Source organism: Vibrio sp. TMPB1044 (assembly GCF_030442075.1).
In the GTDB taxonomy this organism is placed as follows: domain Bacteria; phylum Pseudomonadota; class Gammaproteobacteria; order Enterobacterales; family Vibrionaceae; genus Vibrio; species Vibrio satsumensis.
In genome coordinates, this window is record NZ_JAUJED010000044.1 from 1 (window position 1) to 14415 (window position 14415).

The window sequence follows — 14415 nt, forward strand, 5'->3', positions numbered from 1 at the left end:
TGGACCCACCTGATTCCATGCCGAACTCAGAAGTGAAACACAATAGCGCCGATGGTAGTGTGGGGCTTCCCCATGTGAGAGTAGGACATCGCCAGGCTCAAAATTTATTTTCACTTTTCAAAAGTGAAGACAAAAAGTGTTATGAACGACTTGTCAGCGACGACAAGTAGTCCACTGCGGAGTGGTAGTTCAGTTGGTTAGAATACCGGCCTGTCACGCCGGGGGTCGCGGGTTCGAGTCCCGTCCACTCCGCCACTTATTCAGAGTTTCAGCTCTTTAAAACTGAAAATAGGGGTGTAGCTCCAATTGGCAGAGCAGCGGATTCCAAATCCGCGTGTTGGGAGTTCGAATCTCTCCACCCCTGCCATATACGAAGCCTCAGCAGAAATGCTGAGGCTTTTTTGCATTTGTTGCTTCTACGAAGCAATGTTGAGAGCTGGATCGCCAGCCCGGTCGAATCTCCGGAGTGCCGGCCCAGTCCACCCCTGCCATATTTAAGGCTCTAGACTGCGCGTCCCGGCAGAAATGCTAGAGCCTTTTTACTTTCTGAATCTAACATACGCCATTAGCAGAGCAGCGGATTCTCCTACTTACCAAAACAGCGCGTGTTGGGAGTTCGAGCGCCAGCCCGGTCGAATCTCCGGAGTGCCGGCTCAGTCCCCCCTGTTATATTTAAGGCTCTAGACTTGCGCGCCCCGGCAGAAATGCTCGAGCCTTTTGCTTTCTATGATTTGAACATTACCCTCTCTCCAAATGAAAATCCCTCTTTATCTTCAAAATATCATCCTCGATATGCACCTATTTCCTAATGACGACTAGTATGAAAATAGAGATCATTTATTTGGAATTGTTATGAGGTTATTTTGTACATCAGCTCTTATCTTTTGTTCGTTTTACGTATCGGCAACCCCATGGGAAAAAGAAAAGAGCCCGACAAGAAATTCAACCTCATCTATCGGTAGTTACGCTAATGGCTGTCTAGACGGTGCGCAGGCTTTGCCAATTGACGGTCAAGGTTACCAAGTGATTCGTCCTCAGAGAGAGCGCTACTATGGACATACAGAGGCCATTCAGTTTATTGAAAGGCTAGGTGTGACCGCGAGCGAACAGCTCAACACTAATTTATTGGTTGGTGATATTTCTCTACCTCGAGGAGGGCGCTTTTCGTCTGGTCATTCAAGTCACCAGACTGGCTTGGATATTGATATATGGTTAAGGCTCACCGATAAGAGGCTGTCCGAAAATGAACTCGCTGTTCCTAAGCCAATCAGCGTTGTCGATCTTACCAACTACAAATTGCGCAAATCGAATTGGACTGATGATCACTTCCAAGTCATTCGCTATGCCGCGAAAGATGAAAAAGTGGTACGTATTTTTGTTCATCCAGTGATTAAGCAAACCCTTTGTGAACAAGAAAGCTCTGACGCTAATGATAGAGCTTGGTTAGGCAAAATAAGGCCTTGGTGGGGGCATCATTCACATTTTCACGTTCGTTTAAAGTGTCCTGAAGGCAGTTCAAATTGTATAGCTCAAGCAAACCCTCCTCAAGGTGATGGCTGTGGAGATGAACTTGCCAGTTGGGCTCCAAAGACCATTCCAGTTCCACCTCCCCCAAAAGTAGCGAAAAATAAGAAAAAGAAAAAAGTTAAAGTGATGCCAAGTCAGTGTTTGGCCTTGATATCGAATAAGTAATCCTGTTAATCGAGGCTTTTTACAGTGGTACAGCCACTGGTTTTCTCGACTCTAAAACTGGAGAAATATCACACTTTTGTCTAGTGTTTATAAACACGAGATTAAGAACATCGTTTGATATTAATAAAACTAATAACGCTATCAGCAAGGGCGATGACGAATTTGACACGGCTTGGTCAAGGGTGGAGTGTTTTTGGGGTGAAAGATGCGGCTTATATGCAGTATGTAAAATCAGAGTCTGATACCCGTAGATAGATAATTCAAGGATAAGACTATGACTATGATTTGTGCAAAGGAATTTTCAGGATGGTTAAGACATAGGTTCAACGCTGAAAGTTCGGGTATTTCTATTTCGAGGGATGACATCACTCAATTGACGGGCAGACAACGTTTAGACCCTAGCTTCGTAAATGATGTGCACTATGAATTGATGCAGTATGGAATGGCATTTGTGACAGATACCAGCAGGGAAAACTTTTATCTTGTTCCTGTATCTCAGTCGATAAACTGGCGAGAGAGACTCGAGTACCAATTTGAAAAAGAGCTCTTCTGCAATATTTACCCAATCGAAAAATCAGGTTAAAAAAAAGGTTCAACTTATGGTTAAGTTGAACCTTTCTTCTTTTAGGTCAAGCCTTGAATGATAACAAACTTCTCTAGTAGCTCATCTTCAGTTTCAATATGGTTTGGATCAGTGATGATGCACTTGGTAATTGGGCATACAGACTGACACGTTGGCTTCTCATAGTGACCTTTACATTCAGTACATAAATCTGGGTCGATTTCGAAAATGCTGTCACCCATAGTTATTGCGCCGTTTGGGCATTCAGGGTCACACATATCGCAGTTTATGCACTTGTCAGTGATTAACAGAGCCATTGCTTTCTTCTCAGTTGAGTTTCTAAGTAAAGTTACTTACCTGAAGCGTTACGTGTATCTTGGCCTTCGCTCAAGTTACGCATCAGTAAGCCATACTCTAAGTCTAGATCTGCTGGTACCGGAATAAAGACAAAGTGACCGTTACCTTTTGCGTCTTCGACAGCTTCAGATTTACGGTTTTCCATAACTTCCAGTTTGAAAACAACGTTACCTTTCGGTGTCATCATTTCTAAGCTGTCACCAACTAGGAATTTATTCTTCACTTCTACTTCCGCTAGGTCACCGCGGCGCTTACCTGTGAATTCACCAACAAACTGTTGAGTGTCAGAGATAGAGTAACCGTACTCGTAGTTTTGGTAAGTGTCGTGAGTATGGCGACGTAGGAAGCCTTCAGTGTAGCCGCGGTGCGCTAGGCTCTCTAGTGTACCCATTAGGCTTTCATCAAATGGCTTGCCTGCTACGGCGTCATCGATAGCTTTACGGTAAACCTGTGCTGTACGAGCACAGTAGTAGAAAGACTTAGTACGGCCTTCGATTTTCAGTGAGTGAACACCCATCTTCGTTAGACGCTCAACGTGCTGGATTGCACGAAGGTCTTTTGAGTTCATGATGTAAGTACCATGCTCATCTTCAAACGCAGCCATTTTCTCTTCAGGCTTGTGTGACTCTGAAAGTAGAACCACTTCATCTGTTGGTTTACCTAGACCTAGTGTGTTGTCTGGACGTTCGTCTTGAACTTCAACATCCTGAATCTCAACACCAGTAGGGTTTGCTTCAACGATTTGACCGTTTTCGTCTTCTTTTGCCGCTTCTGTTTTGTATTCCCAACGACAAGCGTTAGTGCAAGTACCTTGGTTAGGATCGCGCTTGTTCATGTAACCAGAAAGTAGACAACGACCAGAGTACGCCATGCAAAGTGCACCGTGAACAAAGATTTCTAGTTCTGTTTCAGGACAGTGTTCGCGGATCTCTTCGATCTCTTCAAGTGATAGCTCACGAGATAGGATGACACGCTCAACGCCTTGTGTAGCCCAGAATTTTACCGTTGCCCAGTTTACAGCGTTAGCTTGAACTGAAAGGTGGATAGGCATTTCAGGGAATGCTTCACGAACCATCATAATAAGACCAGGATCAGACATGATAAGAGCGTCTGGGCCCATATCAACAACTGGCTTAAGGTCGCGAATGAAAGTTTTTAGTTTAGAGTTGTGTGGCTGAATGTTACATACAACATATAACTTTTTGCCTTGAGCATGAGCTTCATCGATACCGATTTGTAGATTTTCGTGGTTGAACTCATTGTTACGAACGCGAAGGCTGTAACGTGGCTGACCCGCGTAAACTGCATCTGCGCCGTAGGCGAATGCGTAACGCATGTTTTTAAGGCTTCCTGCCGGTGATAATAGTTCAGGTACAAATGGTTTTTGTGTAGTCATTGCTTCGTTCTCTAATCTGATCTCAAGTCAGGTTGATACCACCAAGTGATATCAAAGGGGCGCAAATTTTACGCTAAAATGAGTTTGGTTGATAGCCCTAAAGATAGCAATGATATTAAGAAGAGAGTGAAGGGATAAATATACAGCGGGAAATGTAGGGAAAATAAGCTCAGGCACGGTGCACCTGAGCTTTGAAGTTACTTATTAAGCGTTTGGTTGAGTTAAGCCACCTAGTGATTCGAACAGGTTCGGAAGGAACACGCTGAACTCACCACATAGCAATGAGAAATCTGCATCAAAGCGTGCAGCTTGGTCCTCACGAGGAATATCGTCGTTTTCGTCTTTTAGTTCATCACTGAATTTTAGGCGTTTGATACTGCCATCTTCTGCAAGAATGAATTCAATACGGTCTTGCCAGTTGATAAGAAGTTTCGTCACCATCTTATTGGCTTCGATGTGGTTCTTAATTTCATCCGCTTCTAGTTCTTGCTTCTTAACTCGGACAATACCGCCGTCTTCTTGGATAGACTTTAACTCTGCTTCATCAAGCATAGTGATACCTTGAGGCGTATCGCCTGACTTAACCCATTCAGTTAACGTTGTTTCAATCGCTTGCTCTGGAATCGCAGGAACAACCGGTAGGCTACCCATTGTCTTACGTAGCAATGCCAATACATCTTCTGCTTTTTTATAGCTGCTCGCATCAACTACGATAAAGCCTTCTTTTGGCATGATCAGCGCGTAAGTGAAGTTGCTGCGGCTGAATGCGCGAGGAAGTAGATCAATGATGATGTCTTCTTTTAGGCTGTCTTTCTCTTTCTTTTTCAGAGGTGTGCCAGACTCTGCCTCAAGCGTTTCTACTTTTGCGTTCAATGATTCTTTGATCACAGAAGCCGGTAGCATTTTCTCTTCTTTCTTTGCACAGATTAGAATGCGGTTTTCTGATACGTGCGTCATCATATCGCCATGTCGACCCATTGCGTGTACCCAACCAAATTTCTGTTTGTCTTGGCTACCACAAGGAGTAAAACGGAATTCTTCAAGTTGTTTCTCTAGCTGATCTGCGTTGAAATCAATATCACGGTTGAAGCGATAGACTAGGCAATTTTTAAACCACATAATTTTTCTCATACCTTTTTAGAAGTGCTTCATGATATGAGATCTAATTCGATTTGTCCTTAGCTCTGTATCAAAAGTTATAAAGTGAAATGTTTGAGACAGTTATATGAAAATTTGTTTTCAAAGGTCACAAAAGTGTCATAATTAACTCAGATAATGCAATGCGTTGATTAAATACAAAGGCTATTCAATTATGTCGAGAAGGATTCTGGTTGTTGAAGATGAAGCACCTATTCGTGAGATGCTGTGTTTCGTGCTTGAACAAAAAGGCTACCAAGCAGTAGAGGCTGAAGATTACGATACAGCGGTAAACAAGCTATGTGAACCTTTCCCAGATCTAGTATTACTAGATTGGATGCTACCTGGTGGTAGCGGGATAAACTTTATCAAGCACATGAAGCGTGAAGAGTTAACTCGCAACATCCCAGTGGTGATGCTGACGGCTCGTGGCGAAGAGGAAGATAAGGTTCGTGGTTTAGAAGTGGGTGCTGATGACTACATTACCAAACCATTTTCACCCAAAGAGCTCGTCGCTCGTCTGAAAGCGGTTATCCGCCGTGTAACACCAACGGCATTGGAAGATGTGATTGATGTTCAAGGTCTTAAATTAGACCCAGTATCACACCGCGTTACCGCAAGCGAAGGTCCAGTTGATATGGGGCCAACAGAATTCAAAATGCTGCATTTCTTTATGACACACCAAGAGCGTGTATACAGTCGAGAGCAGCTGCTTAACAACGTTTGGGGTACTAACGTTTACGTTGAAGACCGCACGGTTGATGTACATATTCGACGCCTGCGTAAAGCGCTTGAATCTGCAGGTCACGATAAGCTAATCCAAACGGTTCGTGGCGCTGGCTACCGTTTTTCTACAAAGGCTTAATGTGGCTTCGCTGCCCAGTTTACGGAGTCCTGAATGGTTGAAAAGTTAACCTGGAAAAAGCTGGCTTGGGAGCTGGCTTTTTTTTACGCACCATGGGTTTTAGTCGGATGGATATTCGGTTATCTACCTTGGTTACTGCTGGCTGCTACGGTATTGCAGCTCGGCTGGCATCTACACAACCAAATGCGTTTGTCCGCGTGGTTGTGGGATGAGAAGCGTCTAACACCACCTTCAGGCTCTGGAAACTGGGAATCTTTGTTTAACGGTATTTATCGTATGCAGCAGAGACAGCGTCGCAAACGTAAAGAACTGACCAACCTTATTCGCCGTTTCCGCAACGGTGCAGAATCCCTTCCCGATGCCGTTGTGGTATTTCGTGGCGAAGGCAATATCGTTTGGTGTAACAAACTGGCTCAGTATTTGTTGGGCTTTCGTTGGCCAGACGACTCTGGACAACCGATCTCGAATTTGATCCGCACTCCAGATTTTATTAAGTACCTGAATAAGCAAGATTTCTCTGATCCATTAGAGATGCCTTCGCCACTTAATGTAGAGCGTATGCTCGAGCTGCGTATCGTGCCGTATACCGAGGGCGAACACCTGATGGTAGTACGTGATGTTACTCAGCTAAAACAACTGGAAGGCATGCGTCGTAACTTCTTCGCTAACGTATCTCATGAGCTACGTACTCCAATGACCGTACTTCAGGGCTACCTTGAAATGACGGAAGATCCAGATATGATCGTTGGGCCTATGTGGCCTAAAGCTCATGGTGTGATGACCGAGCAATTGAATCGCATGAACAGTCTGGTTAATCAACTACTCACGCTTTCTAAAATTGAAGCTGCGCCAATGCATGAGCTCGATGAAGTGGTCAACGTTCCGGCGATGCTTGAGGTTCTTGAAAAAGAGGCTGCAAGCCTAAGTGGTGAGCGTGAGCATAAGCTGGAATTTGATATCGATAAGAGCCTACGAGTTTTAGCTGATGAAGATCAACTGAGGAGTGCGATATCTAACTTGGTGTACAACGCAGTGAAATACACACCACCGGGCGCTACGGTTAAGGTACGTTGGTATCAGACTAGTCAAGGTGCCTGCTTAGACGTGTCAGATACGGGGGATGGTATTGAACCTCAGCATTTACATCGACTCACAGAGCGTTTCTATCGTGTAGATAAAGCCCGTTCACGTGATACTGGTGGTAGTGGTCTTGGATTAGCTATTGTGAAACATGCGCTTAGTCACCATGACTCACATTTAGAAATTCAAAGTGAAGTGGGTGTCGGTAGCCGCTTCTACTTCACGCTTCCAAATCGATTGACTGTGTCATGATTTCTCTCATACGCAGGGTGCGTTTCCCCGTCAGTTCATTGTTAGCGTTGGCTTTGGTTAACTCTGTCCATGCAGAACAAGGTGTCGATTCTCTTCCTGATTATTCTAAGGTTCCAGGCATTTCCGGGAGTTTATTGTCGGTAGGTTCGGATACCTTGGCAGGCATGACAACGCTATGGGTGGAAGAGTTCAAGTCTTACTACCCGAATGTAAATGCTCAAGTCCAAGCATCTGGCTCTTCTACCGCTCCTCCAGCCTTAACCGAAGGTACTGCTCACTTAGGGCCAATGAGCCGACCGATGCGCCTAAGAGAAGTCGAAGCATTCGAAAGAGAGCATGGTTATAAGCCGACGGCACTGCGAGTTGCTATCGATGCCATTGGCATTTTTGTGCATCGTGATAACCCTATTGAAGGGCTCAATTTTCGCCAAATTGACGGTATATTTTCAGAGACACTGCGTTGCGGTGCAACGAAACAGCTAACCGATTGGCAAGATTTAGGAGTCGATCAGCCATGGGCAAAACATCGATTCCAACTGTTTGGTCGTAACTCCGTTTCGGGAACCTACGGCTATTTCAAACAAAACGCCTTATGCGGTGGTGACTTTAAGAACCGAGTCAATGAACAGCCAGGTTCTGCATCGGTTGTGCAGTCGGTCGCTTCATCAATCAGCGGGATTGGCTATTCGGGTATTGGCTATCGAGTGGCTGGCGTTAAGTTAATTCCTATTACCGAGCATGGTTCTGATTATGTAGAGCCGACTCGAGCGAATATCTTGAGTGGTGATTACCCTCTATCACGCTTTCTTTATGTATACGTGAACAAACACCCAGATAAACCGCTTTCTCCTGTTGAGAGAGAGTTCCTCACTTTTGTGTTCTCAAAGCAAGGGCAAGAACTGGTAGAGAAAGATGGCTATTTAGCGATACCGTCTGAGTTCGCAGAGCAAGAGTTGGCAAAAGTCGGGCTCTGATTGAGGCTACTACAAACTTAGAAAAGAAACATATGAACAGCTTGCGATGCCGCAGGCTGTTTTTATTTTGATGGTTCGTTATTTTAGCTTCAACAACCATCCAGCATTTTGCCAACGTCGTTGCTCTTCTCTGAGTTCATAATCAAGCAGTTGGTTATGGGCCAACCAGTCGCTGTTAGATCCTTTCAATTCCCAGTTATCCTGTTGTTTTATAGTTAGCGATACGTCTGGGGCCTGTGCTTGATTTCGCTGACGGTTGAGTAAGATAGCGAGTCTCAATACACGAATCAGCAGGGTGATTTGTTGCAGGGTAAACAGAGAAAGTTCCGGCAAATCTTGTAGCTTGAGCGCTTTTCTTTGATAGCGAACCAATGTTGATATAAGACGTTGTTGCTCAGTATTAAAGCCTGGCATTGTCGTGTGCTTAAGTAGATAAGCCGAATGGCGATGATAGCCTTGGAATGCAATACTTTGTCCTACCTCATGAAGTAATGCAGCCCAACTAAGCAGATCATACAGCTCATTAGTGACCGCCGTTGTCACTTGAGGTTGTATTTGTTTCAGCAATGAAAGAGAGAGTTCTTTCACTTTCTTGCCATGAGTTACGTCTACATGGTATCGAGAGATGAGCGTTTCGGCAGTTCTTGTTCGAACACCTATATCTTTAAATCGATCCTCCATGTCATAAAGAACGCCTTCTCTCAGGGCTCCATCAGAAAAATGTAACTCTTTGATGTCTAGCGTATCCATGGCTGCTGAAAGAATGGTAACGCCAGCAGCAAACACTGGCTTTCTCTCATCACTTAAACCTGAAAGATTTAAGGTTTTGGATGATGAAAATTCACATAAGTGATTCTTTAAATAGGACAGGCGTTGGGGCGTAATGAGGCCATCGGTGAACCCTAAGCCAATGAGTACCTCTTTTATTGATTTAGCCGTCCCTGATGAGCCAAAGGCGATTTCCCAAGGGGCTTTTGTATATTCTTCAATTAATGGCATCAATAGACGAGTAGCCGCGGTATTAGCATCTGAGAAGTGTTTTGAGGTTAGCCCTCCGTCAGCAAAGAAACGTTGAGTGAAACTGACGCATCCCATAGGTAAACTGCGCATAATTAAGGGAGTAAAACCTTGTCCTGCGACGAGTTCGGTACTCCCTCCACCAATATCAATAACCAATTTAGATTCAGAGGCGGTTTGAGTGTGTTCTACGCCGTTATAGATTATTCGAGCTTCTTCTTGACCGGAAATGATCTCGATTGGAAAAGGGAACAATGGTTTAGCTTGCTCTAAGAAGTCTTTAGCGTTTTTGGCTTTTCTTAGAGTATGAGTCGCAACAACTCTGACATCATCAAGTTCAAAATCTGCTAGTCGCTCTGCGAATACTTTAAGGCATTCTAGGCCTCGCTCGATAGCGCTTTCGGATAGGAAGTTACGTTCATCCAATCCATTACCTAATCTCACTTTCTGTTTGTGTCTGCTGACTAATTGCAGGTGTTGATCGAATACTCGGGCAACTACCATGTGAAAGCTGTTCGAGCCCAAGTCTATAGCGGCAATACATCGAGAATGTCTGTTATCAATTAGCGGCATGATTTCTTCTCTTGTTTGTACTTCTTGCGAGCAAGTTTCTCCATACGTTTAATATAGTGGTAAGTGGAGAGTTGTGACGTCGGGTAATCAAGTGGGTTAGCTGGTGGTTGTATGTAAGGGTTGCTCATCGATTGGTCTAACACTCGAGCTTTGTTACTGTCATCGAAATGAAACTCGGTGATATCGATGATGGTTTGCTTGATCTTTGGATCTAAAATTGGGGCTGCAACCTCGATGCGGTGATCAAAGTTTCGTGTCATCCAGTCAGCAGAGGAGATATAGACTTTCGGCTTTCCAGCGTTACTAAATATCATTACTCTCGGGTGTTCGAGAAAACGATCGACCACACTGACAATCTCAATATGGTCACTGATGTTGGGTATGCTAGGGACAAGAGAGCACATGCCGCGAATGACCATTCTCACTTTTACATTGGCTTGGCTGGCCTGATAGAGTTTTTCAATGATCTCTCGATCAACCAAGTTGTTGAGTTTTAGAGTGATGCTTGCGGGCTTACCTTCTAACGAATTTTGTATTTCATTATCTATCAACTGGTAGAGGCGTTTTCTTGTATTCTTTGGTGACACAATCAGTTGTTTGAACTGTGACTTTTGATAAGGGTTTTCAATATATTTAAAGACTTGTCTCACCTCTTGAGTCAAATCTTCATTCGCAGTGAGCAGAGAAAAATCGGTATACACGCGCGCTGTAACTTCATGAAAGTTACCGGTGCCAATATGGGTATAATACTCTGTATGCTTGCCTTCTTTTCGTTTAATGAGCAGCAGCTTGGAGTGAATTTTTAAGCTCGGGATGCCATGGATGACTTTTACACCCGCTTCTTGAAGTTTCTTGGTCCATTGAATATTGGCTTGCTCGTCAAAGCGGGCTTGCAGCTCGACAACCACGGTGACCTTTTTACCATTGTGCGCAGCGTCGATGATCGAGCTGAGGAGTTTTGAGCCTTCCGCAACACGGTAAACATTTATTTTGATGGAGGTTACCTTGGGATCAAAGGAAGCCTGCCTAACAAGTTCAGTGATGTGATTAAAGGTGTGATAAGGGTAATGGAGTAAGATGTCACGCGCTTTGATTGCTTCGAAATAGTTTGGGTAGTGGTTGAAATGCGCGCACTTAATCGCGGGTAGTGGGCGATTAACTAAATCACGTCGGTTAAGGCTTGGGAACTCAGAGAAATGTTTGAAATTATGATAACGACCACCTGCAATGACACTATCATAGTCAGACAATTTAAGCCTGATTTGTAAGAAGTTGAGCATTTCAGCTGGCATTTCTGATTCATAGATCAGACGTATCGGCAGTGCCGTTAAGCGCTGTTCTAAACCTAAAGACATCGATTCTAATAGGTTATTTTCATTGTCCTCTTGAAGGTCATAATCGGCATCACGCGTCATTTTTATCGCAAAACAACGCAATGAGTCATACTCAAAGAATCCTTTAAGCAAGTCATCCAAACAAAATCGAACTATATTATCTAACAAGATCAAAGTTATACGCTGCGAACCCGAAGCTTCCGGTAGCTTTACAAATCGAGGGAGTTCCTCTGATGGGATTTCGAGTAAGACATATTGAGAAGATGCCTCATGCCCGATGTCGATGGCTAAGTAGCTTTGTTCGTCTTTGAGAATATTGAGTAACTGGCTATCTTCGTTCAAGAGAAACGGAGTTAAGTGTGGTAGCACTTTTTTCTTAAAGTACTTTTTGATCCAGTCACTTTGCTCTTCGCTGATTTGCTGTTCGTTGACCAGAAAAATACGATTGCGCGCTAGTTCCAACAACAGGTCGTTATACAGATCATGGAATTGAGCATCGAGCTTGCTCGCTTTACTCTGCATTTGAGTCAGTAAAGTTTTCGGCGAGTTGGAGAGTAGCTGTGGATCTTGAAGTAAGATCTTTCGCTTCACATCAGCAAATCGAACTTTGTAAAACTCATCGAGGTTTTTCGAGTAAATACCTAAAAAACGAACCCTTTCGATTAATGGTACTGACTTGTCTGCCGCTTCTTGGAGCACTCTTTCGTTGAACGATAACCAGCTAAGTTCTTTTGTGACATAGTCTTTTTCCATCGAGATGAGAATCCTTGAGTACTGGCTATAGAGCTGATTACTTTAATTTAGAATAGCAAAATGCACAAAATCTATGATCTTACTTTAAGAAATATGGCTAACAAACTTGTTATTAGTTTCAGTTGTTTAACGTAACTTGTAATATAATTGTCATCTAAGATACATATTATGTCAGTAGCTAAAAAAAGGTAGATAAACAGATGGCTTCAGCCCAATTTTCATTGAAAGAGCGCGACAAAAAAAGATGGTTGAAAGATCGTCTCGTCCGTTTTTCGGTGACATGTGGTGCGGTCAGTGTTCTCGCTGCTCTGGTATTGATCTTTGTTTACTTGGCGATGGTCATTTTACCTGTGTTTTCTGACACTGGTTTAGATACTGACCAAGCCGTGAAGACCGTTGCCGTAGAAAAGCCTATCGTCTTATCAGTTGACGAATATGGTCAGCATGCATTTACTATCGAAAAATCCGGTTTGGTACAGTTTTGGGATTTAGAGGCCCAAAATACACACTCTTACTTTGAGCGTAATGTTGTAGCCAACCCAGTCGCCTTTTCTCGAAATACCCCATCTGAAAACTGGTTTGCTTTTGCCGACAGCGCCAGCAACCTTACTCTTTTCTATCCTGAGTATAGTGCGCCTGTGCTGAAAAAGGGCAGCGAAGCCGAACCTAAAATTGAGCAAATCGATCTTCCTGAACCGTTTTTAAATGATGAATCCTCAAACGGGGCAACGATCGACAAATTTGCGTTCTCAAAAAATGGACGCGGTATTACGGTTGCTGCTCAGTTAAGTGACCAGCGAGTCTTGGTTAAGTGGTATCAGAGCGACCTTACTGGTCAGTATGTTTTTCAGCAGAGCCAATGGCTGTCGGATAAATTGGGCTTGCAGCAGCAACTGCTCGTCACACCTGATGGGCAAACTTTATATCTCCGAGCACAATCGGATTTGGTTGTTTTAAAACTATCAGATAACGGCTTTGGTGTTCGTGAAGTGATTGACCTTAGCTTAAACGATGCGAAGCATTCCGTAAAAAGCATCGATTTACTGTCTGGGGCATACTCGTTGCTGGTCACGCATGAGGACGGACAGGTTTCTCAGTGGTTCGATGTACTCAAAGATGAAAAGCGTAGTCTGACCCATATTCGAGATTTCCAACTTGCCGAACAAGTGCAATTTATTCTGCCCGATACTTATAGAAAGGGTTTTTACAGCTTCTATAAAAACGGCACATTACAAAGCCATTATACAACCAGTGAAAAGCTGTCGTTGTTTGAACGAGCGTTTGATAAGTCACCACAATTAGCCGCTATGTCTGCCAATGAACTGCATCTGGCGACGTTGATTGATGGCACTATCAGTGTAGCTAAAGTCGACAATGAATACCCACAAATATCATTCTCATCACTTTGGCAAAAGGTCTGGTATGAAAGTTACCCTGAGCCACAATACGTTTGGCAATCAACGTCGGCGAACGATGACTTTGAAGAGAAATTCAGTTTAGTACCTATCACGTTCGGTACCATTAAGGCCGCTCTGTTTGCGATGATGTTTGCCGTGCCGGTTGCTGTGCTCGGAGCCATTTACACTGCCTACTTCATGTCTCCACGAATGCGAAGAGTGGTTAAGCCTTCGATAGAGCTGATGGAAGCACTTCCGACCGTGATCATCGGATTTTTGGCCGGGCTTTGGTTTGCTCCAATTGTTGAAACGCATTTAACTGCAGTCTTCTCATTAATGGTTTTATTACCACTAAGCACATTATTTACGGGGCTTGTTTGGTACTGCTTACCTAAAATGGTGACGAGTCGCTTCTCTAATGGCTGGCATGCTTTAATATTGATACCGGTATTGATGATTACGGTGGGCGCTGTGTTTGCTGGTGGAAACAGCATCGAAGCCTTGTTGTTTGGTGGTGATATTCGTACTTTTTTGGCTAATTATGGCATCGATTTTGACCAGCGCAATGCGCTGGTGGTTGGTTTTGCTATGGGCTTTGCGGTTATCCCGACAATCTTCACTATCGCCGAAGACGCTATTTTCTCTGTACCTAAACACTTATCAGATGGTTCATTGGCGTTGGGCGCAACAGCGTGGCAAACCCTTATTTATGTAGTGTTATTGACGGCTAGTCCGGGTATCTTTTCAGCCATCATGATGGGGTTAGGACGAGCGGTTGGCGAAACAATGATCGTCTTGATGGCTACAGGTAACACACCTATTCTCGATTGGAATATTTTGGAAGGGATGAGAACGCTATCAGCAACGATTGCAGTTGAACTGCCTGAATCAGAAGTTGGCGGTTCTCACTTCCGCTTATTGTTCTTAGCAGCATTGTTGCTGTTTATTTTCACGTTTGCGGTGAACTCAGTTGCAGAGTGGGTTAGACAAAGACTGAGAGATAAATATCGTGCGCTGTAGTATTAA

General features: G+C 43.9%; 11 protein-coding genes, 2 tRNA genes and 1 rRNA gene. 9 read left to right on the plus strand and 5 right to left on the minus strand.

Features of this window, described 5'->3' with window-relative positions:
- The 5 genes from rrf to QQ041_RS21065 all read left to right on the plus strand — a co-directional run.
- Window positions 1–97 (plus strand): 5S ribosomal RNA (rrf, locus tag QQ041_RS21045); the annotation flags it as partial.
- Window positions 98–178: 81 nt separating this feature from the next.
- Window positions 179–255, plus strand: a tRNA-Asp gene (locus tag QQ041_RS21050).
- Window positions 256–290: 35 nt separating this feature from the next.
- A tRNA-Trp gene (locus QQ041_RS21055) sits at window positions 291–367 on the plus strand.
- A 485-nt stretch (window positions 368–852) separates the two neighbouring features.
- On the plus strand, window positions 853–1692 hold the full coding sequence (gene mepA / locus QQ041_RS21060) for a penicillin-insensitive murein endopeptidase (protein ID WP_285954971.1): 840 nt from the start codon (window positions 853–855) through the stop codon (window positions 1690–1692).
- 274 nt (window positions 1693–1966) lie between these two features.
- Window positions 1967–2275, plus strand: a complete 309-nt coding sequence (locus tag QQ041_RS21065; RefSeq protein ID WP_060983276.1) for a hypothetical protein — start codon at window positions 1967–1969, stop codon at window positions 2273–2275.
- Window positions 2276–2316: 41 nt separating this feature from the next.
- On the opposite strand, the gene QQ041_RS21070 is transcribed toward QQ041_RS21065, so the two are convergent.
- From QQ041_RS21070 to rdgC, 3 genes are all read right to left on the minus strand, one after another.
- The gene (locus tag QQ041_RS21070) at window positions 2317–2571 is read right to left on the minus strand and encodes a YfhL family 4Fe-4S dicluster ferredoxin (protein WP_004740368.1); all 255 of its coding nucleotides are present in this window, start codon (window positions 2569–2571) and stop codon (window positions 2317–2319) included.
- Window positions 2572–2603: 32 nt separating this feature from the next.
- Window positions 2604–4007 carry a tRNA 5-hydroxyuridine modification protein YegQ gene (yegQ, locus tag QQ041_RS21075; protein ID WP_285954972.1) on the minus strand — a complete coding sequence of 468 codons (1404 nt, stop codon included), beginning with the start codon at window positions 4005–4007 and terminating at the stop codon, window positions 2604–2606.
- Between the two features lie 204 nt (window positions 4008–4211).
- Entirely contained in the window at window positions 4212–5126 is a 915-nt protein-coding gene (rdgC, locus tag QQ041_RS21080) for a recombination-associated protein RdgC (RefSeq protein WP_017062534.1), read from the minus strand.
- Window positions 5127–5319: 193 nt separating this feature from the next.
- Here rdgC and phoB point away from each other — a divergent pair, with 193 nt between their 5' ends.
- The 3 genes from phoB to QQ041_RS21095 are packed head-to-tail and all read left to right on the plus strand — an operon-like array spanning window position 5320 to window position 8315.
- A complete protein-coding gene (gene phoB, locus QQ041_RS21085) occupies window positions 5320–6009 on the plus strand; it encodes a phosphate regulon transcriptional regulator PhoB (protein ID WP_004735064.1) in 690 nt (229 codons plus the stop codon).
- 33 nt (window positions 6010–6042) lie between these two features.
- Complete coding sequence (gene phoR / locus QQ041_RS21090; RefSeq protein ID WP_285954973.1) at window positions 6043–7341, plus strand: phosphate regulon sensor histidine kinase PhoR; 1299 nt, start codon at window positions 6043–6045, stop codon at window positions 7339–7341.
- Window positions 7338–8315: a PstS family phosphate ABC transporter substrate-binding protein gene (locus QQ041_RS21095; RefSeq protein WP_146489658.1), complete on the plus strand. Its 978-nt coding sequence runs from the start codon at window positions 7338–7340 to the stop codon at window positions 8313–8315. Before phoR ends, QQ041_RS21095 begins: the two co-directional genes overlap by 4 nt.
- A gap of 78 nt (window positions 8316–8393) precedes the next feature.
- On the opposite strand, the gene ppx is transcribed toward QQ041_RS21095, so the two are convergent.
- Both ppx and ppk1 read right to left on the minus strand, forming a co-directional pair.
- Window positions 8394–9905 (minus strand): exopolyphosphatase, encoded by a 1512-nt coding sequence (gene ppx, locus QQ041_RS21100; RefSeq protein ID WP_285954974.1) that lies wholly within the window; start codon window positions 9903–9905, stop codon window positions 8394–8396.
- A complete protein-coding gene (gene ppk1, locus QQ041_RS21105) occupies window positions 9896–11992 on the minus strand; it encodes a polyphosphate kinase 1 (protein ID WP_285954975.1) in 2097 nt (698 codons plus the stop codon). The genes ppx and ppk1 overlap by 10 nt, the downstream gene beginning before the upstream one ends.
- 200 nt (window positions 11993–12192) lie before the next feature.
- Between ppk1 and QQ041_RS21110 the strand changes: the two genes are divergently transcribed.
- Window positions 12193–14409, plus strand: coding sequence for an ABC transporter permease subunit (locus tag QQ041_RS21110; protein WP_146489661.1), 2217 nt, complete (start codon window positions 12193–12195; stop codon window positions 14407–14409).
- The last annotated feature ends 6 nt before the right edge of the window (window positions 14410–14415 follow it).

What these genes read in the sequence shown, in the direction of transcription:
- QQ041_RS21065 (WP_060983276.1), top strand. Translation starts at nt 1,967, where the DNA reads ATGACTATGATTTGTGCAAAGGAATTTTCAGGATGGTTAAGACATAGG.
- mepA (WP_285954971.1), top strand. Translation starts at nt 853, where the DNA reads ATGAGGTTATTTTGTACATCAGCTCTTATCTTTTGTTCGTTTTACGTA.
- phoB (WP_004735064.1), top strand. Translation starts at nt 5,320, where the DNA reads ATGTCGAGAAGGATTCTGGTTGTTGAAGATGAAGCACCTATTCGTGAG.
- ppk1 (WP_285954975.1), bottom strand. Translation starts at nt 11,992, where the DNA reads ATGGAAAAAGACTATGTCACAAAAGAACTTAGCTGGTTATCGTTCAAC.
- QQ041_RS21095 (WP_146489658.1), top strand. Translation starts at nt 7,338, where the DNA reads ATGATTTCTCTCATACGCAGGGTGCGTTTCCCCGTCAGTTCATTGTTA.
- rdgC (WP_017062534.1), bottom strand. Translation starts at nt 5,126, where the DNA reads ATGTGGTTTAAAAATTGCCTAGTCTATCGCTTCAACCGTGATATTGAT.
- QQ041_RS21070 (WP_004740368.1), bottom strand. Translation starts at nt 2,571, where the DNA reads ATGGCTCTGTTAATCACTGACAAGTGCATAAACTGCGATATGTGTGAC.
- yegQ (WP_285954972.1), bottom strand. Translation starts at nt 4,007, where the DNA reads ATGACTACACAAAAACCATTTGTACCTGAACTATTATCACCGGCAGGA.
- QQ041_RS21110 (WP_146489661.1), top strand. Translation starts at nt 12,193, where the DNA reads ATGGCTTCAGCCCAATTTTCATTGAAAGAGCGCGACAAAAAAAGATGG.
- phoR (WP_285954973.1), top strand. Translation starts at nt 6,043, where the DNA reads ATGGTTGAAAAGTTAACCTGGAAAAAGCTGGCTTGGGAGCTGGCTTTT.
- ppx (WP_285954974.1), bottom strand. Translation starts at nt 9,905, where the DNA reads ATGCCGCTAATTGATAACAGACATTCTCGATGTATTGCCGCTATAGAC.